16 protein-coding genes are annotated in these 21,296 nt (G+C 59.8%); 8 read left to right on the forward strand and 8 right to left on the reverse strand.

Annotated features, from left to right (window positions below):
• Positions 1–171 precede the first annotated feature (171 nt).
• Both rpsA and polA read right to left on the reverse strand, forming a co-directional pair.
• On the reverse strand, positions 172–1,626 hold the full coding sequence (gene rpsA, locus HMPREF2927_RS07700) for a 30S ribosomal protein S1 (RefSeq protein ID WP_012903633.1): 1,455 nt from the start codon (positions 1,624–1,626) through the stop codon (positions 172–174).
• A gap of 715 nt (positions 1,627–2,341) precedes the next feature.
• On the reverse strand, positions 2,342–5,353 hold the full coding sequence (gene polA / locus HMPREF2927_RS07705) for a DNA polymerase I (protein ID WP_070686919.1): 3,012 nt from the start codon (positions 5,351–5,353) through the stop codon (positions 2,342–2,344).
• Between the two features lie 426 nt (positions 5,354–5,779).
• On the opposite strand from polA, the gene HMPREF2927_RS07710 reads away from it, so the two are divergent.
• The 3 genes from HMPREF2927_RS07710 to HMPREF2927_RS07720 all read left to right on the forward strand — a co-directional run bounded on the left by HMPREF2927_RS07710 (position 5,780) and on the right by HMPREF2927_RS07720 (position 8,057).
• The gene (locus HMPREF2927_RS07710; protein WP_070686921.1) at positions 5,780–7,057 is read left to right on the forward strand and encodes a dicarboxylate/amino acid:cation symporter; all 1,278 of its coding nucleotides are present in this window, start codon (positions 5,780–5,782) and stop codon (positions 7,055–7,057) included.
• Between the two features lie 132 nt (positions 7,058–7,189).
• Positions 7,190–7,696, forward strand: a complete 507-nt coding sequence (locus HMPREF2927_RS07715) for a PaaI family thioesterase (protein WP_070686923.1) — start codon at positions 7,190–7,192, stop codon at positions 7,694–7,696.
• Between the two features lie 112 nt (positions 7,697–7,808).
• Positions 7,809–8,057, forward strand: coding sequence for a hypothetical protein (locus HMPREF2927_RS07720; RefSeq protein WP_070686925.1), 249 nt, complete (start codon positions 7,809–7,811; stop codon positions 8,055–8,057).
• 267 nt (positions 8,058–8,324) lie between these two features.
• Here the strand turns inward: HMPREF2927_RS07720 and HMPREF2927_RS07725 are convergent, their stop codons facing one another.
• Complete coding sequence (locus HMPREF2927_RS07725) at positions 8,325–8,936, reverse strand: ANTAR domain-containing response regulator (protein ID WP_070686927.1); 612 nt, start codon at positions 8,934–8,936, stop codon at positions 8,325–8,327.
• A gap of 439 nt (positions 8,937–9,375) precedes the next feature.
• Here HMPREF2927_RS07725 and HMPREF2927_RS07730 point away from each other — a divergent pair, with 439 nt between their 5' ends.
• The gene (locus HMPREF2927_RS07730) at positions 9,376–10,278 is read left to right on the forward strand and encodes a PIN-like domain-containing protein (protein WP_070686929.1); all 903 of its coding nucleotides are present in this window, start codon (positions 9,376–9,378) and stop codon (positions 10,276–10,278) included.
• Positions 10,279–10,418: 140 nt separating this feature from the next.
• Here HMPREF2927_RS07730 and HMPREF2927_RS07735 read toward each other — a convergent pair whose 3' ends face one another.
• The gene (locus HMPREF2927_RS07735; protein WP_070686931.1) at positions 10,419–11,465 is read right to left on the reverse strand and encodes a glycosyltransferase; all 1,047 of its coding nucleotides are present in this window, start codon (positions 11,463–11,465) and stop codon (positions 10,419–10,421) included.
• Between the two features lie 676 nt (positions 11,466–12,141).
• Here HMPREF2927_RS07735 and HMPREF2927_RS07740 point away from each other — a divergent pair.
• The 3 genes from HMPREF2927_RS07740 to HMPREF2927_RS07750 all read left to right on the forward strand — a co-directional run bounded on the left by HMPREF2927_RS07740 (position 12,142) and on the right by HMPREF2927_RS07750 (position 14,491).
• Positions 12,142–12,345 (forward strand): hypothetical protein, encoded by a 204-nt coding sequence (locus HMPREF2927_RS07740; protein ID WP_168165231.1) that lies wholly within the window; start codon positions 12,142–12,144, stop codon positions 12,343–12,345.
• A gap of 122 nt (positions 12,346–12,467) precedes the next feature.
• Positions 12,468–13,385, forward strand: a complete 918-nt coding sequence (locus HMPREF2927_RS07745; RefSeq protein WP_070686936.1) for a hypothetical protein — start codon at positions 12,468–12,470, stop codon at positions 13,383–13,385.
• A gap of 209 nt (positions 13,386–13,594) precedes the next feature.
• Entirely contained in the window at positions 13,595–14,491 is an 897-nt protein-coding gene (locus tag HMPREF2927_RS07750) for a hypothetical protein (protein WP_070686938.1), read from the forward strand.
• A gap of 86 nt (positions 14,492–14,577) precedes the next feature.
• Here HMPREF2927_RS07750 and HMPREF2927_RS07755 read toward each other — a convergent pair whose 3' ends face one another.
• Both HMPREF2927_RS07755 and ftsY read right to left on the reverse strand, forming a co-directional pair.
• A complete protein-coding gene (locus tag HMPREF2927_RS07755; RefSeq protein ID WP_070686940.1) occupies positions 14,578–15,381 on the reverse strand; it encodes a hypothetical protein in 804 nt (267 codons plus the stop codon).
• A 234-nt stretch (positions 15,382–15,615) separates the two neighbouring features.
• Entirely contained in the window at positions 15,616–16,725 is a 1,110-nt protein-coding gene (ftsY, locus tag HMPREF2927_RS07760) for a signal recognition particle-docking protein FtsY (RefSeq protein ID WP_044150495.1), read from the reverse strand.
• Between the two features lie 180 nt (positions 16,726–16,905).
• On the opposite strand from ftsY, the gene HMPREF2927_RS07765 reads away from it, so the two are divergent.
• Positions 16,906–18,324, forward strand: coding sequence for an MFS transporter (locus tag HMPREF2927_RS07765; protein WP_070686942.1), 1,419 nt, complete (start codon positions 16,906–16,908; stop codon positions 18,322–18,324).
• A 303-nt stretch (positions 18,325–18,627) separates the two neighbouring features.
• Here HMPREF2927_RS07765 and trpC read toward each other — a convergent pair whose 3' ends face one another.
• Both trpC and HMPREF2927_RS07775 read right to left on the reverse strand, forming a co-directional pair.
• Entirely contained in the window at positions 18,628–19,443 is an 816-nt protein-coding gene (trpC, locus tag HMPREF2927_RS07770) for an indole-3-glycerol phosphate synthase TrpC (protein WP_070686943.1), read from the reverse strand.
• 14 nt (positions 19,444–19,457) lie between these two features.
• A complete protein-coding gene (locus HMPREF2927_RS07775) occupies positions 19,458–21,068 on the reverse strand; it encodes an anthranilate synthase component I (RefSeq protein WP_070686945.1) in 1,611 nt (536 codons plus the stop codon).
• Between the last annotated feature and the right edge of the window lie 228 nt (positions 21,069–21,296).

Raw genomic sequence — 21,296 nt, forward strand, 5'->3', positions numbered from 1 at the left:
GTGCACACGCCCCCCGGCTCCCAATACGCCTAGCTCCAAACCCAAACCCCCAATAACGCAAGGAACCCCTTCACCTCCCAAACGGAGATGAGGGGTTCCTCTGCTCTAGGCACCCCGTATGGGGTTACCTATCGGCTATTACGCCTGATGAGTGCTCATCTGAGCGGCAGATTAGTTGCCGGTCAGCTTCTTGCGGAGCTCAGCCAGTGCCTCATCCGATGCGAGGGTACCTGCGGAAGCGGGCTCCTCGGAGGAGTAAGAGGTCGGTGCGGGCTCAGCTGCTGCGGGAGCTGCTGCTGCAGCCTCTGCGTCAGCCTCGAGAGCCTTAGCAACCTGAACCTTGTGAGCCTCGAAGCGAGCCTGTGCCTCTGCGTACTGTGCTTCCCAAGCCTCGCGCTGTGCATCGAAGCCTTCCAGCCACTCGTTAGCCTCGGGGTCGAAGCCCTCGGGGTACTTGTAGTTGCCAGCCTCGTCGTACTCTGCTGCCATGCCGTACAGAGCGGGGTCAAACTCGGTAGCGTTGGGGTCAACGCCCTCGTTTGCCTGCTTGAGGGACAGGGAGATGCGGCGGCGGTCCATGTCGATGTCGATGATCTTAACGAAGACCTCTTCACCAACGGAGACGACCTGCTCAGCCAGGTCAACGTGGCGGGTTGCCAGCTCGGAGATGTGGACGAGGCCCTCGATGCCGTCCTCAACGCGCACGAATGCACCGAAGGGAACGAGCTTGGTGACCTTGCCGGGAACAATCTGACCCAGAGCGTGGGTGCGAGCAAATGCCTGCCACGGATCTTCCTGGGTTGCCTTGAGGGACAGGGACACGCGCTCGCGGTCCAGGTCCACCTCGAGAACCTCGACGGTAACGGGCTGGCCAACCTCGACAACCTCGGACGGGTGGTCGATGTGCTTCCAGGACAGCTCGGAAACGTGAACCAGACCGTCCACGCCACCCAGGTCCACGAATGCACCGAAGTTGACGATGGAGGAGACAACGCCCTCGCGGACCTGACCCTTCTCCAGCTCGTTGAGGAAGGAGGAGCGGACTGCGGACTGGGTCTCTTCCAGGTATGCACGGCGGGACAGAACAACGTTGTTGCGGTTCTTGTCCAGCTCGATGATCTTAGCTTCGATCTGCTGACCGATGTAAGGTGCGAGGTCGCGGACGCGGCGCATCTCAACGAGGGATGCGGGCAGGAAGCCACGCAGACCGATGTCGAGGATAAGGCCACCCTTGACAACCTCGATAACGGTACCGGTAACGACGCCGTCGTTTTCCTTGACCTTCTCGATGTCGCCCCATGCACGCTCGTACTGTGCGCGCTTCTTGGAGAGGATCAGGCGACCTTCCTTGTCCTCCTTGGTGAGGACGAGTGCCTCAACCTCGGAGCCGAGCTCGACAACCTCAGAGGGGTCGATGTCGTGCTTGATGGACAGCTCGCGGGAGGGGATGACGCCTTCGGTCTTGTAACCGATGTCGAGCAGAACCTCATCGTGGTCGATCTTAACGACCTGGCCGGAGACGAGATCGCCGTCGTTGAAGACCTTAATGGTCTGCTCGACAGCCTCAAGGAATGCCTGCTCGTCGCCGATGTCGTTGATTGCGACCTGAGGGATGTTGGTGCTCATGTAGTGAGGGCTCCAATTGGATTTCTAATAGGTCGACGCTGCCGGTTCGCCGCTCAACACCCCCGGGTGGAGGCGCCGACCGGCTCACTTTTTCACCCCGGCGCGCACGGCATAGGGCCGCTAACGCCTTTGAACGAGGTGAGGAAACGTCGAGCTGACGGATACTTACAATGTGTACCACCCGCCGGAAGCAAATGCTTTAAGCAGGGTGCACGAGCGGTCTGTGCCCGTTTTCTCCCCGTTTTCTTAAGGAGAAAAAGAGCATAGAAAAACCGTACGTTGGTACACGCGATTAATAGTGTACGGGAATCCCAGGCGTGTCGTCAATGGTTACGCGCCCGGGATTCCCGTACTTATTTGTGGTTTTGGAGTTGTGGTTCGCGGAGGGGTTTGCGGAGGGTACGGCGTTCGTCCTCGTTCCTACAGGGGCACCCGCCCTCGCTTCGCTTCGGGCACCCTGATGTCACTACGGACGACACCGCCCCTCCATGTGAGACGCCAAGCCTAGCCGGAACGCAGGGTAGCTATACCCTCCGGAAGCGACATCAGGGTACCCTCTCGGGTGCTCTCCGCAGCGAAGCAAGGAGAGAGCGGAGCACCCGAGAGGGTGGGTTCCCCTGCAGGAGCGGAGGAAGGGTATAGCGCACCCACCCCCTACCTGTAGGAACGAGGACGAATACCGCTTTCCGTGCGGAAGCCAATAAAGGTAGTGAGCCTAGTGGCCTGCCTCCTGCCAGGACTTGCCCCAGCCGACCTGCACATCCAGAGGAACACGCAGGGATGCGGCACCGCTCATCTCCTCGACCAGCACGCGTTCGGCGGCTTCACGCTCACCGGTGGCGACTTCGAGGATGATTTCGTCGTGCACCTGCAGCAGCATGCGGGTCTTCAGGCCCTCTTCGCGCAGGCGGCGGTGAATGTTGATCATAGCGATCTTGATGATGTCCGCGGCGGTGCCCTGAATCGGGGCGTTGAGGGCGGCGCGTTCGGCGGCTTCACGGCGTACACGGTTGGGCGAGTCCAGGTCGGGCAGCACGCGGCGGCGGCCGAAAATGGTTTCGGTGTAGCCGTCCTGGTGTGCCTGCTTGAGCACGCCGCGCAGGAATCGTCCCACGCGTCCGAAGCGTTTGAAGTAGTTGGTGCGCAGTTCGCCTGCTTCGTCAGAGCTGATGTTCAGCTGCTTGGCGAGGCCGAAGCGGGACAGACCGTATGCCAGACCGTAGGACATTGCCTTGACCTTGGAGCGCTGCTCGGGGGTGACTTCTTCGGGGGCTACGCCGAAGACTTCGGAGCCGACGTAACGGTGCAGGTCCTCCCCCGCTTCGTAGGCTGCGATGAGCTTCTCGTCGGCAGCGAGGTGCACCATAATGCGCATTTCGATCTGCGAGTAGTCGGCGGTGAGCAGGCCCTCGTACTCCACACCGTCGACGGGTGCGGGCGCGACGATGAAGGCGCCACGGATGCGGCGGCCTTCTTCGGTGCGGATTGGGATGTTCTGCAGGTTCGGTGCGGTTGAGGAGAGTCGACCGGTGGAGGCGGCACCCTGCTGGAAGGTGGTGTGCACGCGTCCGTCGTCGGCGGCTGCTTTCTGCAGGCCTTCGACGGTCTGTACGAGTTTGATGTTGTCGCGGTAGGCGGCGAGCGCACCGAGGAATGCGGCGCCGTCGGACTCCGGGGAGATTTTGGTGAGCAGTTCGGTGACGGATTCGGCGTCGGTGGAGTAGCCGGACTTGATTTTGCGGGTGTGAGGCAGGGCGAGCTTGTCGAAGAGCACGGTCTGCAGCTGTTTGACGGAGGCGAGGTTGAGGGGTTCTTCGCCGTCGTCGGTTTGGACGGTGTCGCCGATGATGGTGCGTGCGGCGTCCTGCGCCCGGGCTGCGCGCGCGGAGAAGGTGTCGTGCAGTTCGGCCAGGAGCGCGTCGGAGACGGCGATACCTGCCTGCTCCATGTCTGCGAGGACGTAGAGTAGCGGCAGTTCGATTTCTTCGTATACCTTCAGCTGGCCGTGTTCTTCCATTTCGTAGTGCAGCAGGCGTGCGAGTTCGTGGATGATGCGGCTGATTTGCGTGAAGTAGCGCAGGTTGTCGACGGGTTCGGCTTCGCCGGGCATGCTGAAGAGGGAGGGCTCTGCCTCATCTTCTTCGGGCTGGAAGACGAGCTGCGCGTAGGGGTCCTTGGGGATCCAGAAGTAGCGTTCGGCGAGGTCTTCCATGCGTTCGGAGAAGAGCTTGCGGGTTGCGGTGGGGATGAAGCCGCACATGTAGGAGGACAGGGCGGGGTCTTCGACGGCGCCGGCGAGTTCGTAGCCGTAGGCGCGCAGGAGTTTGCGCTGAACCTTGAGGTCCATGACGATTTTGCGGGCGGCTTCGTCGGAGAGCCAGGCGGCGAGGGCGGCGTCGAGTTCCGGGTCGATGGTGCGGGTGTCGATCCAGAGGCTGGTGTTCTTGCTGGTGAGGAGCACGCCGAGCAGTTCGGGGTTTTCTTCGGCGGCGCGGATCTTGGTTTTGGTGACCTTGACGGCGGGTGCGTCGCCGATGGCGGGGCGCGCTACGGGCAGGTTGGTGACCGGGTAGAGGGTCACGGCGCCTTCGAGGCGTTCGGGTACGGCGATGGGCGCGCCCTGTTCGTCGTTGCCGTAGTTTTCTTCGGCTGCGGCGGCGCAGAAGGCGCGGAATGCTGCTGCGTCTGCGTTTTTGGTGGGTGCACTGGTGGCAATGGGTGCGTAGACGGGGCCGGTGGGTGCCTTCTTGGTGGCGCCCTCCTCCCCTGCTTCTGCGGTGGAGCTTGCAGAGCCTGCGGTTCCGGCGGCGCGCACGATGGGGCCGAGGGTGTCGGAGGCACGCTTGCGGATGGTGCGGAACTCTACTTCGTTGAAGAAGGTGTTGAGTGCATCCAGGTCGGGGGTGAATGCGGTGTCTTCGAGGGTGATGCCCAGGTCGAGGTCGTTGACGAGCTGGTTGAGGCGGCGGTTACGCACCACGTTATCCACGTTCTCACGCAACGCCTCGCCCTTCTTGCCGCCAATCTTGTCGCGGTTGTCGAGCACGCCCTGCAGGGATCCGTACTCGCCGAGCCACTTGGCGGCGAAGCCGGGACCCACACCGGGTACGCCGGGCAGGTTGTCCGCCTGTTCGCCGGTGAGGGCGGCGAGGTCCGGGTACATGTGCGGGGGTACCTTGGTTTTCTTTTCGACGGCGGCGGGGTCCATGCGCTGAATACCCTTGGAGGGGCCGGTGGTGACCGGGTAGAGCAGGGTGACGTCGTCGGTGACGAGCTGGAAGATGTCGCGGTCACCGGAGAGGATGAGGACCTTGTAGCCGGCTTCAGTGCCGCGGCGGGTGAGGGTTGCGACAATGTCGTCGGCTTCGTAGTTTTCGTAGGTGAGCGCGGGGATGTTGAGTGCGCCGAGCATCTTTTTGATGAGGTCGATCTGGCCGCTGAAGGCTTCGGGGATGGCGTTGCGGCCGCCCTTGTATTCGCCGTATTCGGCGGTGCGGAAGGTGCCGCCGGGCAGGTCGAAGGCTACGGCGATGTGGCTGGGCTGGTTATCTTTGATGATGCTCAGCAGGGTGGAGAGGAAGGCGTGGACGGCTTCGGTGTGCTGGCCGTCGCTGCGCACGAAGATGTGCTGTCCGGTCTTTTCGGCCATGGTGTAGATGCCGAAGAAGGAGCGTAGGGCGAGGGAGTGTCCGTCAATGAGCAGGAGGGTTTTGTTCTCAGTAGTCACTCCTCTAGTGTATCGAGTCTGAGTTTTCTCGGTGGTTGCGCTTCGTGACAGAGGGTTTCGTGACGGGTGGTTTTGTGATGGCTGGCCAGCCCTGTGGGGAGGCGCCTGCACCGTATTGGGTGCCGGTGCTGTGCCATATAGCGGAATAACGGGGTGTATGGAAAGAGTTTTACCTCATATATAGGTGCCTGTGGGGTGCGTTTGGTGGGTTTTCCTCCCAAAGATTGTGCCCTAAGCCACTATGTGAGGTGGATAATAATACAGTTTCCAGATAATATATAACCTTATTATCGCCTCCAGCGTAGGAAACCCCCACACCCCGTGTATTCATAGGCAGAACTCTACCCAGAATTCACCGGCAGGATCCACCGGACAGTGAGGGCACATCCCGCGCTTAACACACAACGAACCCTCATTTAGGAAACTATGAAGGCACTCAAAAAACTTCCCCTCCTCGCGTGGATTATCATCGCGATCGCATCGGGTGTGCTCATTGGCATGCTGACCCCCGGAATGATTAGCGGCATCAATGACGCAACCGGCGCAGCCATCCCCACCGATTTCATTGTGCAGCTCTTCGTCTCCTTCTCCACCGTGTTCAGTGCCTTCCTGAGCTTCGCGATTCCGCTGATTATTATCGGCTTCATCGTGCCCGGCATTGGTTCCCTCGCGCAGGGTGCAGGCAAGATGCTCGGCATCACCGTGGGTCTGGCGTACATCTCCAGCATCCTTGCTGGCTTCCTGGCACTGACCTGCGCACTACTGCTCTACCCCATCATCCTGAAGGGTCAGCAGCTCGCCTCCTTCGATAACCCCGAGAACGCACTGTCCAAGGGCTACATCTCCTTCGAGCTGACCCCGATTATGGGCGTGCTGAGCGCACTGATTCTCTCCTTCATCCTGGGCCTGGGCATTACTGCCCTGAAGACCCGTGCGATGCTGAACCTCTTCGAGGACTTCCAGGTCATCGTTGAGAAGATGCTCGGCTACGTGATTATCCCCCTGCTGCCGGTGCACATTGTGGGCGTGTTCGCAAACATGACCCTCGCCGGTCAGGTGGCGAAGATCCTCTCCGTCTTCGGTCTTGTGTTCGTCATGGTGATTATTCTGCATTGGGTCACCCTGGCGTTGCAGTACTCGGTGGCTGGCGCGATTTCTCGCCGCAACCCCATCCAGATGCTCAAGACCATGCTCCCGGCATACTTCACCGCAATCGGTACCCAGTCTTCGGCTGCGACCATCCCGGTGACCGTGCGTTCGGCGAAGAAGGCTGGCATCTCCCCCCGCGTGGTGGACTTCGCGATTCCGCTGTGCGCGACCATTCACCTCTCCGGCTCCATGATTACCATTACCTCCTGCTCGGTGGCAGTGCTGTTCATGACCGGTCAGCACCCCGACTTCGGTAGCCTGATCCCCATGATTCTGGTGCTCGGCGTGATGATGGTTGCCGCTCCCGGCGTTCCCGGCGGTGGCGTGATGACTGCAATCGGTCTGCTGCAGTCCATGCTTGGTTTCGATGCCTCCATGATTGCCCTGATGATTGCCCTGTACCTGGCTCAGGACTCCTTCGGCACCGCAACCAACGTGACCGGTGACGCGACCATCGCAGCCCTGACCGAGCGTATCTCCAAGGCAAGCGGCGTGAACCCCGATAAGGAAATCCGCGACGAGGACATCGAAAAGGCAGAAGCTATTTCCGCCTAATCCTCTCCGCTTCCATAGCGTTTTTCAGCCCCGCCTCCTGAGTTCAGGAGGCGGGGCTGACCCGTACCCGGAAGCACTCGCGAAAAGCTATCCCGCCAAAAGCAACAAAAACCGAGGAGTACACTGGAAGTCATGACTGAAAACAACACACACCACGCACCCGTCCGCGCGGCAGCGCCCACCACCCTCACCGCAGAAGAAATCAAGGCGCAGCTGACCGAGAGCGGCATCCCCGAGCACCTGCATTCCTACTTCCCCCGCGGTCTGGGTGAGCTCATCCCCGCCATGGGCATTAAGTTCCAGGAACTCACCGCAGAACGCACCGTCGCGACCATGCCCGTCGCCGGTAACACCCAGCCCATCGGCCTGCTGCACGGCGGCGCCAACGTGGTCCTCGCCGAGACCCTCGGCTCCCTCTCCGCAGGCGTGCACGGCGGCGAAAACCTCGTAGCAGTCGGCGTGGACATCAACGCAACCCACGTGCGCCCAGCAGTCTCCGGCGTGGTCACCGCAACCTGCACCGCCGTCAAGCTCGGACGCACCCTGTGCATCCACACCATCGACATTGTGGATGAGCGCGGCCGTACCACCTGCACCGCGCGCATCACCAACATGCTGATCCCCCGCCCCACCGCCTAAACTCCCACCGCCTAACGTCCTACAACTTCAGCAAGTAGCCTAAAATCGTAGAAGCACGGGGTACACGGCACCCCGCCAACACCCACCAGAAGGTACGACCAGAAGGAGCACCATGGCCCGCGAGCGCACCCCCTATTTCAAGCGTTACCCGAAGATTGTGCGCGCCAAGCGCATTGTCCTGCCCATCGCAATCGGCGTGATGCTGGTGTGCCTGGTCACCGCGATTAACAACCCCGGCACCTTCTGGTGGCTGGGTGTGATGCTCGGTACCGGCGGAATGCTTTGGGCTGGCTCCCCGACGGACCGCCCCATTAGCGGCCCGAACAATAACGACGACGATTTGAACCGCTACCTGCGCTAAGCCCGTCTGACGCTGCACCTCTTGCAGCGTTGGGTTGCCTGCAGTACCGGCGTAGAAACGCTCCGACTGCCCCGGCAGGGTGCGAGCTTCAGAAGTTAAACGTTAACGCCCCGTCCCTCAGCTTCATTGTGAGGGATGGGGCGTTAGTGTGTCATGAAAAGGTGCTGGTCAGATTCTGACCAGTTGAAGGCGCATACGGGCGAATCCTAGTCTTCGCCGTAGCGTACGTTCGCACCTATACCGATATGTACTATGTACGTCTCGTATTTAGGAGAGCTGCTTGATGATGGTGTCGGAAACTTCGCGCATGGACAGGCGACGGTCCATGGAGGTCTTCTGAATCCAACGGAAGGCTTCCGGCTCGGTCAGGTTCATCTTGGTAATGAGCAGCGACTTTGCGCGGTCAACCAGCTTGCGGGTCTCGAACTGGTCGCGGATGGTACCAACTTCCTTCTCGAGGGCGCGAATCTGCTCGTAGCGGCTGATTGCCACCTCGATTGCGGGAACCAGGTCGTTCGGGGAGAACGGCTTGACGACATACGCCATAGCGCCTGCCTCAACGGCACGGTCAACGAGTTCCTTCTGGCTGAAGGCGGTCAGCAGAACGACGGGAGCAATATGCTCCTTCGCGATTTCTTCAGCTGCGGTGATGCCGTCCATAATCGGCATCTTCACATCCATGAGGACGAGGTCGGGGCGGTGCTTCTGCGCTAGCTCGACGGCGGTCTTGCCGTTATCGGTTTCTGCAACAACATCGAAACCCTGGTCCTTCAGAATTTCAACGATGTCGAGGCGAATCAGTGCTTCGTCTTCTGCTACGACAACAGTGCGGGACGGGGCCTGCTCCTCCGCCTGGTTTTGAGTGGTCAGCTCTGACATTACTCTTCTCCTTTATCAAATTTGAATCACTTAAAGTCTACAGGAGGGAATAAATGTTCATCTACTTTCTCGCCTTGTCCCCCGCGTGTTATATGCGTCCTATGTGCAGGTGGGGGGAGTTTTCTTTCGTCATTTTGGAGCCACCACGCGGATTTTACACCTTAATGCATGTTTTTGTTCTATACTACTCATAACTATGAAAACAAAACCGCACAACATAGAGGTCACGCGGTGAAATTCACACCTAAAACATAGACCCGAAAATGACTCTGACATGCACTAACACGTCATCGGGTTAGATAAAAACGTAATAAACAAAATATTTATACCGAAACTCCATCACCTGCCAAAGAAGGCCGATACACTGGAATGGATTATTCTCCTCGACTTCTCCGGCACTCGCATTTGACCGACCATACTCGATACCCGGAGGGGATTCATGTCAATCACCCGTCAAGCACGCACCCTGTACTCAGACTTCGTTGAGTACAAGGAACTCGACCGCAAACCGCTGACTTCCATTCACCCCGGAATTCTCGTCGCCTTCGACTCCACCGCGCTTGCAAGCCTCTACAACTACCCAACCCACATTAGCGACGAAATCCTCCGCGCCTACTCGCAGCTCCGCGGACACGCCTTCCTCCCCCACCAGGCACTCAAAGAATTCTGGGCAGCACTCGACGGCGCCTCCCCCGTACCCGCCGCCGCAGACCGCGTCCGCTCAGCACTCGCATCCTTCAAAGAAACCCTGCCCGAAGAACGCAACTCCCCCTGGAGCGCACTGCGTTCAGTCACGCACCAGCTGGACCACTCCATCGCGCAGATTATGAGGATCCTCGAACCCACCACCGACACCGGATCCATCAACGTGGCACGCCGCGAAGACGACACGATTCTGCCGCGACTGAACCGCATCTTCACCGGACACGTGGGTGCAGCACCCAGCCCCGAACGCCACGAACAGCAGTGCCGCGAAGCCCTCGCACAGGGCCACCCGCTGCTCGCTAACGCCAGCTTTGACGCCGACTTCGCGCTCTGGAACCAGTGCGTTACCGAAGCAACCACCCGCGTGAAGGGCACCGACTGCGTCTTCGTCACCGGCGGTGTGCGCGACACCTGGCTGCGCAACGGTCAGCAGGTACGCGCCGCATCGGGCGGCGAACCCGTGCGCCAGCTTGCAAACCGTCAGCTGTTGCGTGAATACGCTAAGGCAACCGGAGGCGGCGTGTTCCGCATCTACACCGTTGAGGAGATCCTGCACCTCGCCTCCAACCAGTACGGCGTGGCCGTCAGCGACGCGACCTATAGCGCGATTCGCGCGGAACAGCCCGTAGCTGTGTAGGCAAGCAGTGTAGGCGCCCACCCATACCACCTTTAACAGCGAGAAGCCACCAAAAACGTGGCTTCTCGAAACACATGTGGCTTTTCAGCGTCTGCGGGTAGAGCGCCTACAGATTCAAAGTATCCATAAGGCGTGAAAACCTACTTCTCGCGGCTGGCGCGGTACAGCTCCGCGGCATGTTGCTCCAAAGACTCGTCATCACCCAGAAGCAGATAGCACAGGTACAGGGTGAAAGCGGCGCGGCGGTCGTCAGCGTGCCCCTCCGCGTCATCACCCTCAGGGGCGCTAAAAGCGATAACCTTGTGCGCCTGCGGCAGGGCGACAATCAGGTGCGCGGCAACCTCGTAGCCCTCCCGATTAGCGGGCAAAATGAAGTTGCTCGGCTCCTGGTTCTCGTCAGCAGTACCGGCTTCCGCTCGAGCGGCGGAAAAGTTAGCTTTGAGGACGTCCTCAACACGGCTCATCAGCTCATCATCGGGCAGCGCGCGGTCTGCATCTGCCAGCGACACGTGGATGCCGTTCAGGGTCTCGTAGGGGTGCTCACCCGCATAGTATCCGGCGGCGAGCGCGTAACCGGTCAGCAGCTGCGCCTCGGTGGCGGTGAAGGTGCCGCGCGCCTCACGCAGGGCGGGCAGCAGAAGCTCGGTCAGGAGGGGGTGCAGGGACTCGGGGGCGTTTGCGATAGCCTCCTGCAGGTACTCTTCCGCTTCCGCGGTGGGCTCAGAGTTGAGCAGGGTCAGGAAATCCTCATCGGCGCCTTCACCGTAGCGTGCCAGGAGCACGAGGGTTGCAATGAGCGCGAGAAGTTCGCGGTAGTTGCCCGAACGGTCAGCGCCGAAAGTGTCAGCAACAACGCGTGCCAGCATGCGTGCGGCAATATTCTCGAGGACGAACTCGTCGTAGGCGTTGCTGCCGGGCCAGTTCGCGGGATCGGGCAGGTAGGTGTCGTCCAGGTACCGCAGCACGGGCTCGAGGGGCACGGGAGCATCCGCAGCGAGGTCAGGGTAGCACTGCTCAATCCAGCTGTTCACGGTCGCCTCATCAGCGATGCCGCTAGCCTCAGCAAGCTGGGTACGCGAAAGGCTGTACGGCGCAACGAGCTGGGCGAGGTCGTCGCACGCGCCATTGGAGCGGTAGGTGGGCCGGTAGTTGGGGTCAGGAAGAGTTCCAGGGAGGGTGGCTGCCATGGTGGCTCCTTCGCTGAGGTTCGGGGTGAACTGGGTTGTATGGTGTGCGATGTTCAGGCCTGTTTGAGGGTCCTGTGCGCCTTCTTTCTACGCATCTTCTAATTTCAGAATATCCCAGAGCCCCGAATCGTATGCTGCCCGTCGTCATTACCCCTGCATTAACCGCGAAAAGCCACATGTGTTTCGAGAAGCAACATGTTTGGTGGCTTTTCGAAACACATGTGGCTTCTGGAGACTGCTAAGAAGCGCCCGCTCGCAGGAATTCAAAGAATATATTCCCTCTCTCTCCCCCCCCCGCCCCTAGTTCGACAATTTTTCGCTTACCCCGGGGTAAACCAAAAATCTCAGCACCCCTAAACCCTCACCCTATCATGGAGGTACAAAGTCACTGCACGGCCACCAACCCATCTGCCCCGGTGCAGACCCAAACGGGCCGGGGCAGCAACAACCAAAGGAGCACATTATGAGCCCCACCTTGACTCAGCGCATCCGCGCATTCATCAACCCGCCGGCGGAAGCTGCCTCCCCCGATACGCTCCCCCATGATTGAGCTACCGAGAATTACGAGGAGGCAAACCAGCACGAATTTAATGGCTACACCTTCATCTCCCTGCCGATGTACAACGCAGGCGTGAAGCTCAGCCGCCAGGTCCTCGCACTTCAGGTGGCCTGCAGTATGCACTGGGGCACCGACCACGAGGATGTTCAGATCTACGACCCCGAGTCGAAGAAGCTGATTGCCGAGAGCCTCGTAGACCTCACCGAGTTCGGGAAGCAGAACGGCTGGTTCCACGCCGGTTACGGTGGCCGCTACAACATCAACTGGAGTGCTGTTAAGGGGTCGCTCAAGACGGCGAGCTTCCCGCTGAAGGCCGAGTAACGCCTCCCCCCCCCGCCGAGAAGCCACAAGTGTTTCGAAAAGCCACCAAACATGTTGCTTCTCGAAACACAAGTGGCTTATCAGCACTGACCAAATCAACTACCACCTATAAGGAGAACAAATTGTCCTTTGAAGAAGTCCTGTCCATTATTGGAGCTGCTGCCCCGCCGATTACCGCCATCGCGGGAACCGCAACCGCCTGGGTAAAGCTCGGTGCAGCACGTAAGGACGCCAAGAAGGCAGCCGCCACCCCCGGAGCCGGAAATACCACTCAGAAGCTCAGCGTCGGCACCATCAACGGCAATGGCAACCGCGTACACAACACCCACCAGCAGGTAGGCAACGGCTCCGCAGCCATTAGCGGCGACGGTAACCGCACCACCATCGACAACAGCCAGCACACGCACAACCATGCACCTTCCAAGAAGGGGCAGGCAAGCAATGAAGACACCTTCGGCTTCGGCCTTGTCGCGGTATTCATCGCACTGTTTGCCGCGGCAGCGTTTCTCGTTAGCTGGCCTAATGTCAACCTGACCCTCATCATCTGCTGGGTGTTTTGCCTCGCCATGGCTGGTTTGCTCATCAAGAAGTATGCGCAGTCGGGTACCGAAACCAGCATTAATGCTCTGATGTATATGCTCTACCCGGGTATTCTGTTGGCCATCACTGCATGGATCTGGGTGTCCCTCAATGGTTCCGGCAAGTACAACATGTCCACCATTCACACCGTTATCACTGGCTATATGAGTTCCCATCAGCAGGGTGTTTTCTTTGCACGGTTCATTGAAGCCGTCAATGCAACGTACGGATTCACCGGGTTCACTTTACTGATGTTGAATTTGCTCGCCACCATGCTTATGGTTCAGATTCTTGTACGCTGCTACTGGCGTATTCTGAACGCCGCCTGTGCGCGTTACCGCGGCTTTGAGCTTCACTTTCCTCTGCAGGAAGCGGGTGTAAGCATCATCCTGGCGATCATGGGATGCGTAGCATGCCAGCCCGCGCTTGCTGAACATCTGATTTCGCAGATTAACAAGTAGCATCCTGCAGATGAGATGCCGGGCCGTATTCACTCAACTTATCCACACCCCTCTCGTCGAGAAGCCACATGTGTTTCGAAAAGCCACCAAAAACGTGGCTTTTCGAAACACATGTGGCTTTTCGGCGTAATAACTAAACGTAACACTTGAACAAATATACTCTCATTTGATGCAATTAAAGCATGATTACTAGAGAAGAACTATCAACGATGATACGCACCCGCACCGAACTCATCACCTCAGCCACCCACACGCGAATCACCCTAAGCCACGCCCTCAATCGCGGCGAACTCACCCGCATCTCAAAAGGGCACCTTCTCCCCACCCAAACCTGGAACAACCTACATCCCAACGACCAGCACTACGTGTGCATGCTCGCCCACCTCAACGAATACCCCGCCAACATCCTCGCCGCTCAAAGCGCCGCCATCGCCTGGGGTATCTCCTCCCTCAGCCCACCACGTCACGTTCAAGTACGAGGAGCCGGAGGCGGCCGCCGAGAAAACATCCAACGCATCCAAGACACCCTCACCGCGGACAGCCCCATCGTGTACACGCCCGAAGGGATCCCCACCGTCACACCGCTAACAGCTATCACCATTTGCGTGAAAACGCTCCCCTTTCGCGACGGGCTCGTTCTAGCCGAAAGCGCCCTTCAACGCTTCGCTCAGGAACCGGATATGCTCACCTACGAAGAGCTCAAGAAAGAGCTCTCATCTGCATCAGGCCGCGGATGCCGCACCGCCCGCCTCGTCGGACATGAGCTCAGCCCACGTTCAGAATCCGTTGCTGAAACCTGCATGCGGTTACTTCTCGATGACCAGGGAATCCGATACAAGCAGCAAGAAACCATCATCTGCGAAGGTCATGCCTATCGAGTGGACTTTCTGCTACACGCCACTAGCCTCCACGGCAGGCCCGTCATTCTGGAGGTAGACGGCAACGTCAAATACAACGCCAAAGAGGACCTGGTTCGGGAGAAGAATCGACAGGATCGGCTACTCCACGCGGGGTATGCTGTCGTCCGCGTTTCTGCTAAGGATGCTATTTACCGTCCGAGGCGGGCCCTGCAGGTGCTACGTGCTGCTGGGGTACCCCAAACTTAACCGCGAAAAGCCACATGTGTTTCGAGAAGCCACTAAAAATGTGGCTTTTCGACACACATGTGGCTTCTCAGCGAGTAGAGAGGCGGCTACCTAGCCGACAAACCACTCGATACCAGGAACATCGCCAGGTAGAGAGCTATACTCACCGTGAAAAGACGCTGCGCACTTTCCGACTTTGAACCAACAATTACAGCACGACCTCCCAGCGCACTACCTGCAAGGAAGACAGAGTGCAACAGAACTTCCGGAACGAGCAGGCCCCACACAAAGAACAGCACGGTATACACAGCCAGAGTGACCAACCCCGGAACACCGTATGCACCCATAACACCGTTCACGAAGTCCACGTCAGTCGAACCCGCCGAAAGCCCCGCCTGGATCAGATTAGCCATCGACCAATGTTCGCTCGTCTGCAAGCCATTCGACAGCGTAGAGCTGAGAGCCGTACCGGACGAAGTCACATACATCAGACCAAGTAAGGCGTTGGGCTTCATCTTCTTACCCTTAGCCCGTGCACGTTTGGAACAACGCACCATTGCAGTCACGCCCAGCAGTAGCATCGCCCATCCCATAATAGCCGCGCTCCACTGCAAAGCTTCTTCTGCAGAACCTCGCAGTAACATGACCACCCACATCGCTACAGCTATAAATCCGCCCATCACGACATTGATGATGAGATCCGGGGTACCCAAAATGGAGAAATTCGAGATACGGTCTTCGTCGTCCGATTCTTGCGCGTACTTCTCACCCTTCATCGTGGCTCGCAAATAACGAATCGAAGCGAGCAAGCCCCGGAGAGCAGATATTGCAGCCGCCCCAAGGAGGAAAATTACGCCCACCCACATCAGAATTGTTGTTGTTGAGTGAATCCACTGTGACAACCAGTTCATATCATGCCTTTCTCCAGGGTGGCCTTGTAATGCAGTGACCACCTATCCAATATGTCCTCTTCAGACTATTCCTGATGTGGGGGGCCGACCCCTTGTTCGCAATTTACCCCGGGGTAAATCAGGCTATGCCCTTTCCTTTCAGGTAAGCGAAAAGCCACATGTGTTTCGAAAAGCCACGTCTTTGGTGGCTTCTCGAAACACATGTGGCTTCTCGGCGCAGAGGCAAAGAGGATGTTAGTCCAGCAGCGCGTCCACGAATGCTTCCGGGTCGAACGGCGCCAGGTCGTCCGGGCCTTCACCCAGGCCGATGAGCTTGACGGGAACGCCGAGCTCCTCCTGGATAGCAACCACGATGCCGCCCTTTGCGGTGCCGTCGAGCTTGGTCAGCACGATACCGGTGACATCCACGATATCGCCGAAGACCTTCGCCTGAACCATACCGTTCTGGCCGGTCGTCGCGTCGATAACGAGCAGAACCTCGGTGACCGGCGCTTCCTTCTCAATCACGCGCTTAATCTTGCCGAGCTGATCCATCAGACCGGACTTATTCTGCAGGCGGCCCGCGGTGTCCACGAGCACGGTGTCAACGCCCTGTTCCTTGCCAGCCTTCACGGCATCAAACGCGACGGATGCGGGGTCGGCGCCTTCCTTCTCGGAACGCACGGTCTTCACGCCCACGCGGTCACCCCAGGTGGTCAGCTGCTCAGACGCGGCCGCACGAAACGTATCCGCGGCTCCCAGGAGCAGGGTCTGACCGTCAGCAACCATCACGCGGGCAATCTTGCCGACCGTGGTGGTCTTACCGACGCCGTTCACGCCAACGACCAGCACCACGCCGGGGTTGCCGTCGCTGCCGGCGGTCTTCAGTTCGCGGTCCATGTCGGGGCGAACAATCTTCACGAGCTCTTCGCGGAGCATCTTCTTCACGGCGGCGGGGTTGCTCGTACCCTCAACGCGCACGCGCTGCTGCAGCGCTTCCACCAGGCGGGTGGTCGGTTCAGAGCCGAGGTCGGCGAGCAGCAGGGTTTCCTCAACTTCGTCCCAGACGTCCTGGTCGATGCGGTCGCGAGAAAGCAGAGCCAGCAGGCCCTTGCCGAGCATGTTGTTGGAGCGTGCCAGGCGGGCGCGCAGGCGCACCAGGCGACCCGCGGACGGGTCGGGCATATCAAGTTCAATAGCGCGAGGTGCCGAGCTTTCGGGTTCTTCCGCCGATCCGCCGGAGGCTTCTGCCGCCTCCTGACGCAAAGACTGCAGGTTCGCGGTCTTCTTGGGTCGGCGCAGAACGGCGAAAAGTACACCGGCGATAACCAGTACACCCAGCACGATTGCGCAGATTATCATCATCGTTTCATTCACACTACTAGCTTACCGGTTTGGGCGGTTTGGCTGGTCGAGATGACGCGCATGCCCGGCTGTCGGCGGAGTAGACTGGACACTGTTAAGTTTTTTAGCCGAACACATGATGGGCAGTTGCGGGTGGGGCCCGCGACTGCCGCACGGCACCGCACGATTTCGAGGATGAGTATGAGGAACCCTGCCAAAACACCGCCTGTTTTTGACCCGGGCACGATTGATCCGAACCGTGTGCCCACCGGTTTGAAGGTTCTGATTGCTGCGTCGTTCATGATTGCGGTGGGTTTTGGTTTGGTGGCGCCGGTGCTGCCGAACTATGCGCAGAATTTTAATGCCACGGTCACTATGGCGACGATGGTGGTTTCTGCGTTGGCGATTACGCGCCTGATTTTTGCGCCGTCGGCGGGTCAGATGATTACCCGTTGGGGTGAACGTCCGGTGTACACGATTGGCATGCTGATTGTGTCGGTGACGTCGTTTATGATTGCGTTCGCCTGGGATTATTGGGTTCTGCTGGGTTCGCGTGCGGTGGCGGGTATCGGCTCGGTCATGTTCACGGTCTCTGCGATGGGTCTGCTGGTGCGCCTGTCCCCGGCGCATATGCGCGGCCGTATTTCGGGCTATTATGCGACGGCGTTCCTGCTGGGTAACCTGCTGGGCCCGGTGATTGCGAGCGCACTGGCGCCTTTTGGCATGCGTGCTCCGTTCATTGTGTATGGTTTTTCGCTGCTGGCGGCGGGCCTGATTGTGTGGTTCTTGATGCCGTCGCAGGCGGCGCTGGAGGCGGAGCGTGACGCGATTATGGAGGCGGCGGCGCTAGCGGAGGGTAAGGGTACCGGGGTGTTGCCGTCGGCGGTGCCCTCCCCTGCTGACACTCAGGCTGGCGCATCCGGCAAGGCGGCTAAGCCTGCTGCATCCGGCGGCGCTTCGGGTAAGAGTGACCTGCCTGCAATGACGGTTCGTGACGCGTTGAAGTTCTCGAATTACCGTTCTGCATTGGTTTCGAACTGGGCGATTGGCTGGTCGGTGTTTGGTGTGCAGTCGTCGATTATTCCGTTGGCGGCGGCGTATTTGGCGACGGGCGGCGACATGTCGAATTCGGTGGCGGGTACCCTGTTGGCTTCGTTGGCAATGGCGACGAATTCGTTTGGTAATGCGTTGACGCAGACGTTCTCGGGTCGTTTTTCGGATCGTTTTGGTCGCCGTGTGATGGCGTTTTCGGGTCTGCTGTTGGCGGGTTCTGCGGTGACGTTTATGGGTTTCGCGCCGGTGGCGTGGGTGTTTGTGTCGTTGACGGCGTGTCTGGGTATTGGTGCGGCGTTTATGGGTCCGTCGATTCAGGCTGCGGTGTCTGATGTGATTGGTACTCGCCGTAGTGGTGGCCAGGTGTTGGCTGTGTATCAGATGTGTAGTGATTTTGGTATGATTTTGGGTCCGCTGGTGGCTGGTTTGATTGCGGATGCGTGGGGTTTTGTTCCGGCGTTCATTGCCAGTGGTTTGTTGTTGGTGGCGGCGGCGTTCACGTGGGCGCCGTTCCGTAAGGCGCGCTGGCCGAAGGATATTGCGGACGCGGACTATACCGGCCGCTAAGCACTCTATAACATATGAAAAGCCGGTGCCTGCTGCGAAGCAGGCACCGGCTTTTCACGTACCAGGCTTATGTTCAAGAAATAGATAAAGAATCCAACAGGATAAATAACCCCAGAATCGGGTGAGCCGACAGCAACACCCGACCCCAGACCAACCCATCTATATCTTCCTCTGATGGGATAGGCGACCTAGAGGGCGTACCGGACACGCGAAGCGGGGGCTCCGTCCTCGAAGCGCCCCCAGGCGCTGAAGAGGGGGCACTCCCCCGCGAGCGGCGTCCGATACGCCATCTCTTAGCAACCCTTATCGGGTCACAGGCACCTTGGAGAATTCACGCACGGTACCTTCCGGGTCGCCGGAGCGTACCAGTGCTTCACCGATGAGGACCGCATCCGCACTGGCGCCGGCGTAGGCGCGTACGTCTTCGATGCTGGCGACACCTGATTCGGCAACCTTGATGACAGAGTTGAGTAGGTGCGCTGCGAGGGATGCGTAGTGTTCGTTGTTGACTTCGAGGGTCTTGAGGTTACGCACGTTGATGCCGACGATTTTGGCGCCGATGCGCTGGGCGACCTCGATTTCTTCGGGGGTGTGGGTCTCGACGAGGGCGTTCATGCCAAGCGACTCGGTGAGCTCCAGGAACTCGCGCAGGGTCTGCTCGTCAAGGGCCGCCACAATCAGTAGCACCAGGTCAGCGCCGTGTGCGCGGGCCTCCCAAATCTGGTACTCGTCGACGGTGAAGTCCTTGCGCAGGACGGGGATGTTCACCGCGGCGCGCACAGCGTCCAGGTCGGCGAGGGAGCCGTTGAAGCGGCGCTGTTCGGTGAGTACCGAGATCGCTGCGGCGCCACCTGCCTCGTAGCGTGCGGCGAGCGCGGCGGGGTCGGGGATTTCGCCGAGCGCGCCCTTGGACGGTGAGGAGCGCTTCACCTCGGAGATAATGCGTGCGGTCGTACCGTTGCCGCCGCCGGGTACCTCACCGCGTAGGGAGGCGAGTGCGTCGCGGGCAGGTGCAGCTGCGAGGGCGCGCTTCTTCATTTCTTCGAGGGAAACCTGCTGTACGCGGGCGGCGAGGTCTTCGCGGACGCCGACAATAATCTCGTCGAGAACGGTGCTCATGGTGTCTCCTTGGGTTACTTGGTGGCGTTGACGGCTGCGTCTGCGTCCAGGGGTGCCAGGCCGGAGGCGGTCAGCACGGCGCGCAGCGGGGCGGCGGACTTGTTGACGGTTTCGAGGGTTTCGGAGTCCGGGTTGGAGTCCATGACGAGGCCCGCACCTGCCTGTACGTAGGCGGTGCCTTCCTTGAGGACGGCGGTGCGGATGGCGATTGCCATGTCCATGTTGCCGGCGAAGTCGAAGTAGCCGCATACGCCGCCGTAGACGCCGCGGCGGGTGGGTTCGTATTCGTCGATGAGCTGCATGGCGCGCGGCTTGGGCGCGCCGGAGAGGGTGCCCGCCGGGAAGGCGACACGCAGCACGTCGTAGGCGCTGAACTGCGGGTCGAGTTCGGCGCTGACGGCGGAGGAAATGTGCATGATGTGGCTGAAACGCTCAATGATCATGAACTGGTCGACGGATACGGTGCCGGGCTTGGCGATGCGTGAGAGGTCGTTGCGTGCCAGATCGACGAGCATGAGGTGTTCGGAGCGTTCCTTTTCGTCGGCGAGCAGTTCCTCGGCGAGTGCGAGGTCTTCTTCGCGGGTTGCGCCGCGCGGGCGGGAACCGGCGATGGGGTGGGTGCTGGCGATGCCGTCCTTGAGGGTGACGAGCGCCTCCGGTGAGGAACCAACGATGTGGAAGGGGATGCCGTTGCTGTCTTCAAAGTTGAAGAGGTACATGTACGGCGAGGGGTTGGACTGGCGCAGTACACGGTACACGTCGAGGGGCTTGGCGTTGGTTTCGGCTTCGAATCGGCGTGAGAGCACGATCTGGAAGACGTCGCCGTCGATGATGTTCTTCTTGGAGCGGTCGATGGCGTCCTTGAAGCCCTGTTCGCTCCAGGTGAGGGTGACGTCTTCGCGGACCTTACGGTCAACGTCAGCCACGCCGGAGAGAATGGAGGTGGTTGCGGTGGCGCCGCGCTGCAAGCGGCGGAGCATGCTGTGCAGGCGCGCAACGGCATCCTCGTAGGCGCCGTCGACGTTTTCGCTGGTGCCGTTGAAGTTGATGGCGTTGGCGACGAGCAGGACGGTGCCGTCCTTGTTGTCGTGAATTGCCATGTCGGAGACCATGTTGAGTGCGAATTCGGGCAGGTTCACGTCATCGGCGGGCGGGAAGGGCAGGTGCTCCCAGTGGCGCACAACGTCCCAGCCGAGGTAGCCGACCAGGCCGGAGGTGAGCGGCGGCAGGGACGGGTCGGGTTCGGTGTAGAGCATCTGCAGGGTCTTTGCGATGGCTTCTACGGGGTCGCCGTCGACGGGTGCGCCGGCGGGGGTGCGGCCCTGCCAGTGGACTGCGCCGTCAACGGTGGTGAGGGTGGAGCGAGAGGATGCGCCGATGAAGGAGTAGCGGTCCCAGGCTGCGGATTCGCCTTCTGCGGAGATTTTGGCGGATTCGAGCAGGAAGGTGCCGTGGGCTGCGTCGACGGGTTCGCCCTGGTCGTTTTGGAGTACGAGGGATCGGTAGATGCCGATGGGGGTGAGTGAGTCGGCGAGGATTTTGATGTGTACGGGAATGACGCGGGTGCCGGCTGCGCGGGCGCGGAATTCTTCGAGGCTGGGGGTGATGGTGCCCAAATCCTGCATTGCTGTACTCCTTGGTGTTGGGTTGGGAGCGCGTCGGTGCGCTGTGTCCCTTAGCTGCCGCGCGGGGTTTTACCGGTGCATGCGGTTTTACCGGTACATGGGGTACCGGGACATATATGCCGGTGTGTATCTCTCTGGCGCATACTTGCCAGATCCATAGACGCCCGATAATGCCTGATAAATCCCGGTAAGCCCGGTGCGCGCGTTGTTTCAGTTTAACCGGTGCTG

The sequence above is a fragment of the Rothia sp. HMSC061E04 genome, assembly GCF_001813685.1.
Lineage (GTDB): Bacteria > Actinomycetota > Actinomycetes > Actinomycetales > Micrococcaceae > Rothia > Rothia mucilaginosa.

Bases quoted from the DNA above. Each gene is read 5' to 3' on its own strand.
- trpC (WP_070686943.1), bottom strand. From the start codon at position 19,443: ATGAGCACCGTTCTCGACGAGATTATTGTCGGCGTCCGCGAAGACCTC.
- HMPREF2927_RS07735 (WP_070686931.1), bottom strand. From the start codon at position 11,465: ATGGCAGCCACCCTCCCTGGAACTCTTCCTGACCCCAACTACCGGCCC.
- HMPREF2927_RS07710 (WP_070686921.1), top strand. From the start codon at position 5,780: ATGAAGGCACTCAAAAAACTTCCCCTCCTCGCGTGGATTATCATCGCG.
- HMPREF2927_RS07775 (WP_070686945.1), bottom strand. From the start codon at position 21,068: ATGCAGGATTTGGGCACCATCACCCCCAGCCTCGAAGAATTCCGCGCC.
- HMPREF2927_RS07715 (WP_070686923.1), top strand. From the start codon at position 7,190: ATGACTGAAAACAACACACACCACGCACCCGTCCGCGCGGCAGCGCCC.
- HMPREF2927_RS07750 (WP_070686938.1), top strand. From the start codon at position 13,595: ATGATACGCACCCGCACCGAACTCATCACCTCAGCCACCCACACGCGA.
- HMPREF2927_RS07725 (WP_070686927.1), bottom strand. From the start codon at position 8,936: ATGTCAGAGCTGACCACTCAAAACCAGGCGGAGGAGCAGGCCCCGTCC.
- HMPREF2927_RS07755 (WP_070686940.1), bottom strand. From the start codon at position 15,381: ATGAACTGGTTGTCACAGTGGATTCACTCAACAACAACAATTCTGATG.
- HMPREF2927_RS07765 (WP_070686942.1), top strand. From the start codon at position 16,906: ATGAGGAACCCTGCCAAAACACCGCCTGTTTTTGACCCGGGCACGATT.
- ftsY (WP_044150495.1), bottom strand. From the start codon at position 16,725: ATGATGATAATCTGCGCAATCGTGCTGGGTGTACTGGTTATCGCCGGT.
- HMPREF2927_RS07730 (WP_070686929.1), top strand. From the start codon at position 9,376: ATGTCAATCACCCGTCAAGCACGCACCCTGTACTCAGACTTCGTTGAG.
- HMPREF2927_RS07740 (WP_168165231.1), top strand. From the start codon at position 12,142: ATGCACTGGGGCACCGACCACGAGGATGTTCAGATCTACGACCCCGAG.
- HMPREF2927_RS07720 (WP_070686925.1), top strand. From the start codon at position 7,809: ATGGCCCGCGAGCGCACCCCCTATTTCAAGCGTTACCCGAAGATTGTG.
- rpsA (WP_012903633.1), bottom strand. From the start codon at position 1,626: ATGAGCACCAACATCCCTCAGGTCGCAATCAACGACATCGGCGACGAG.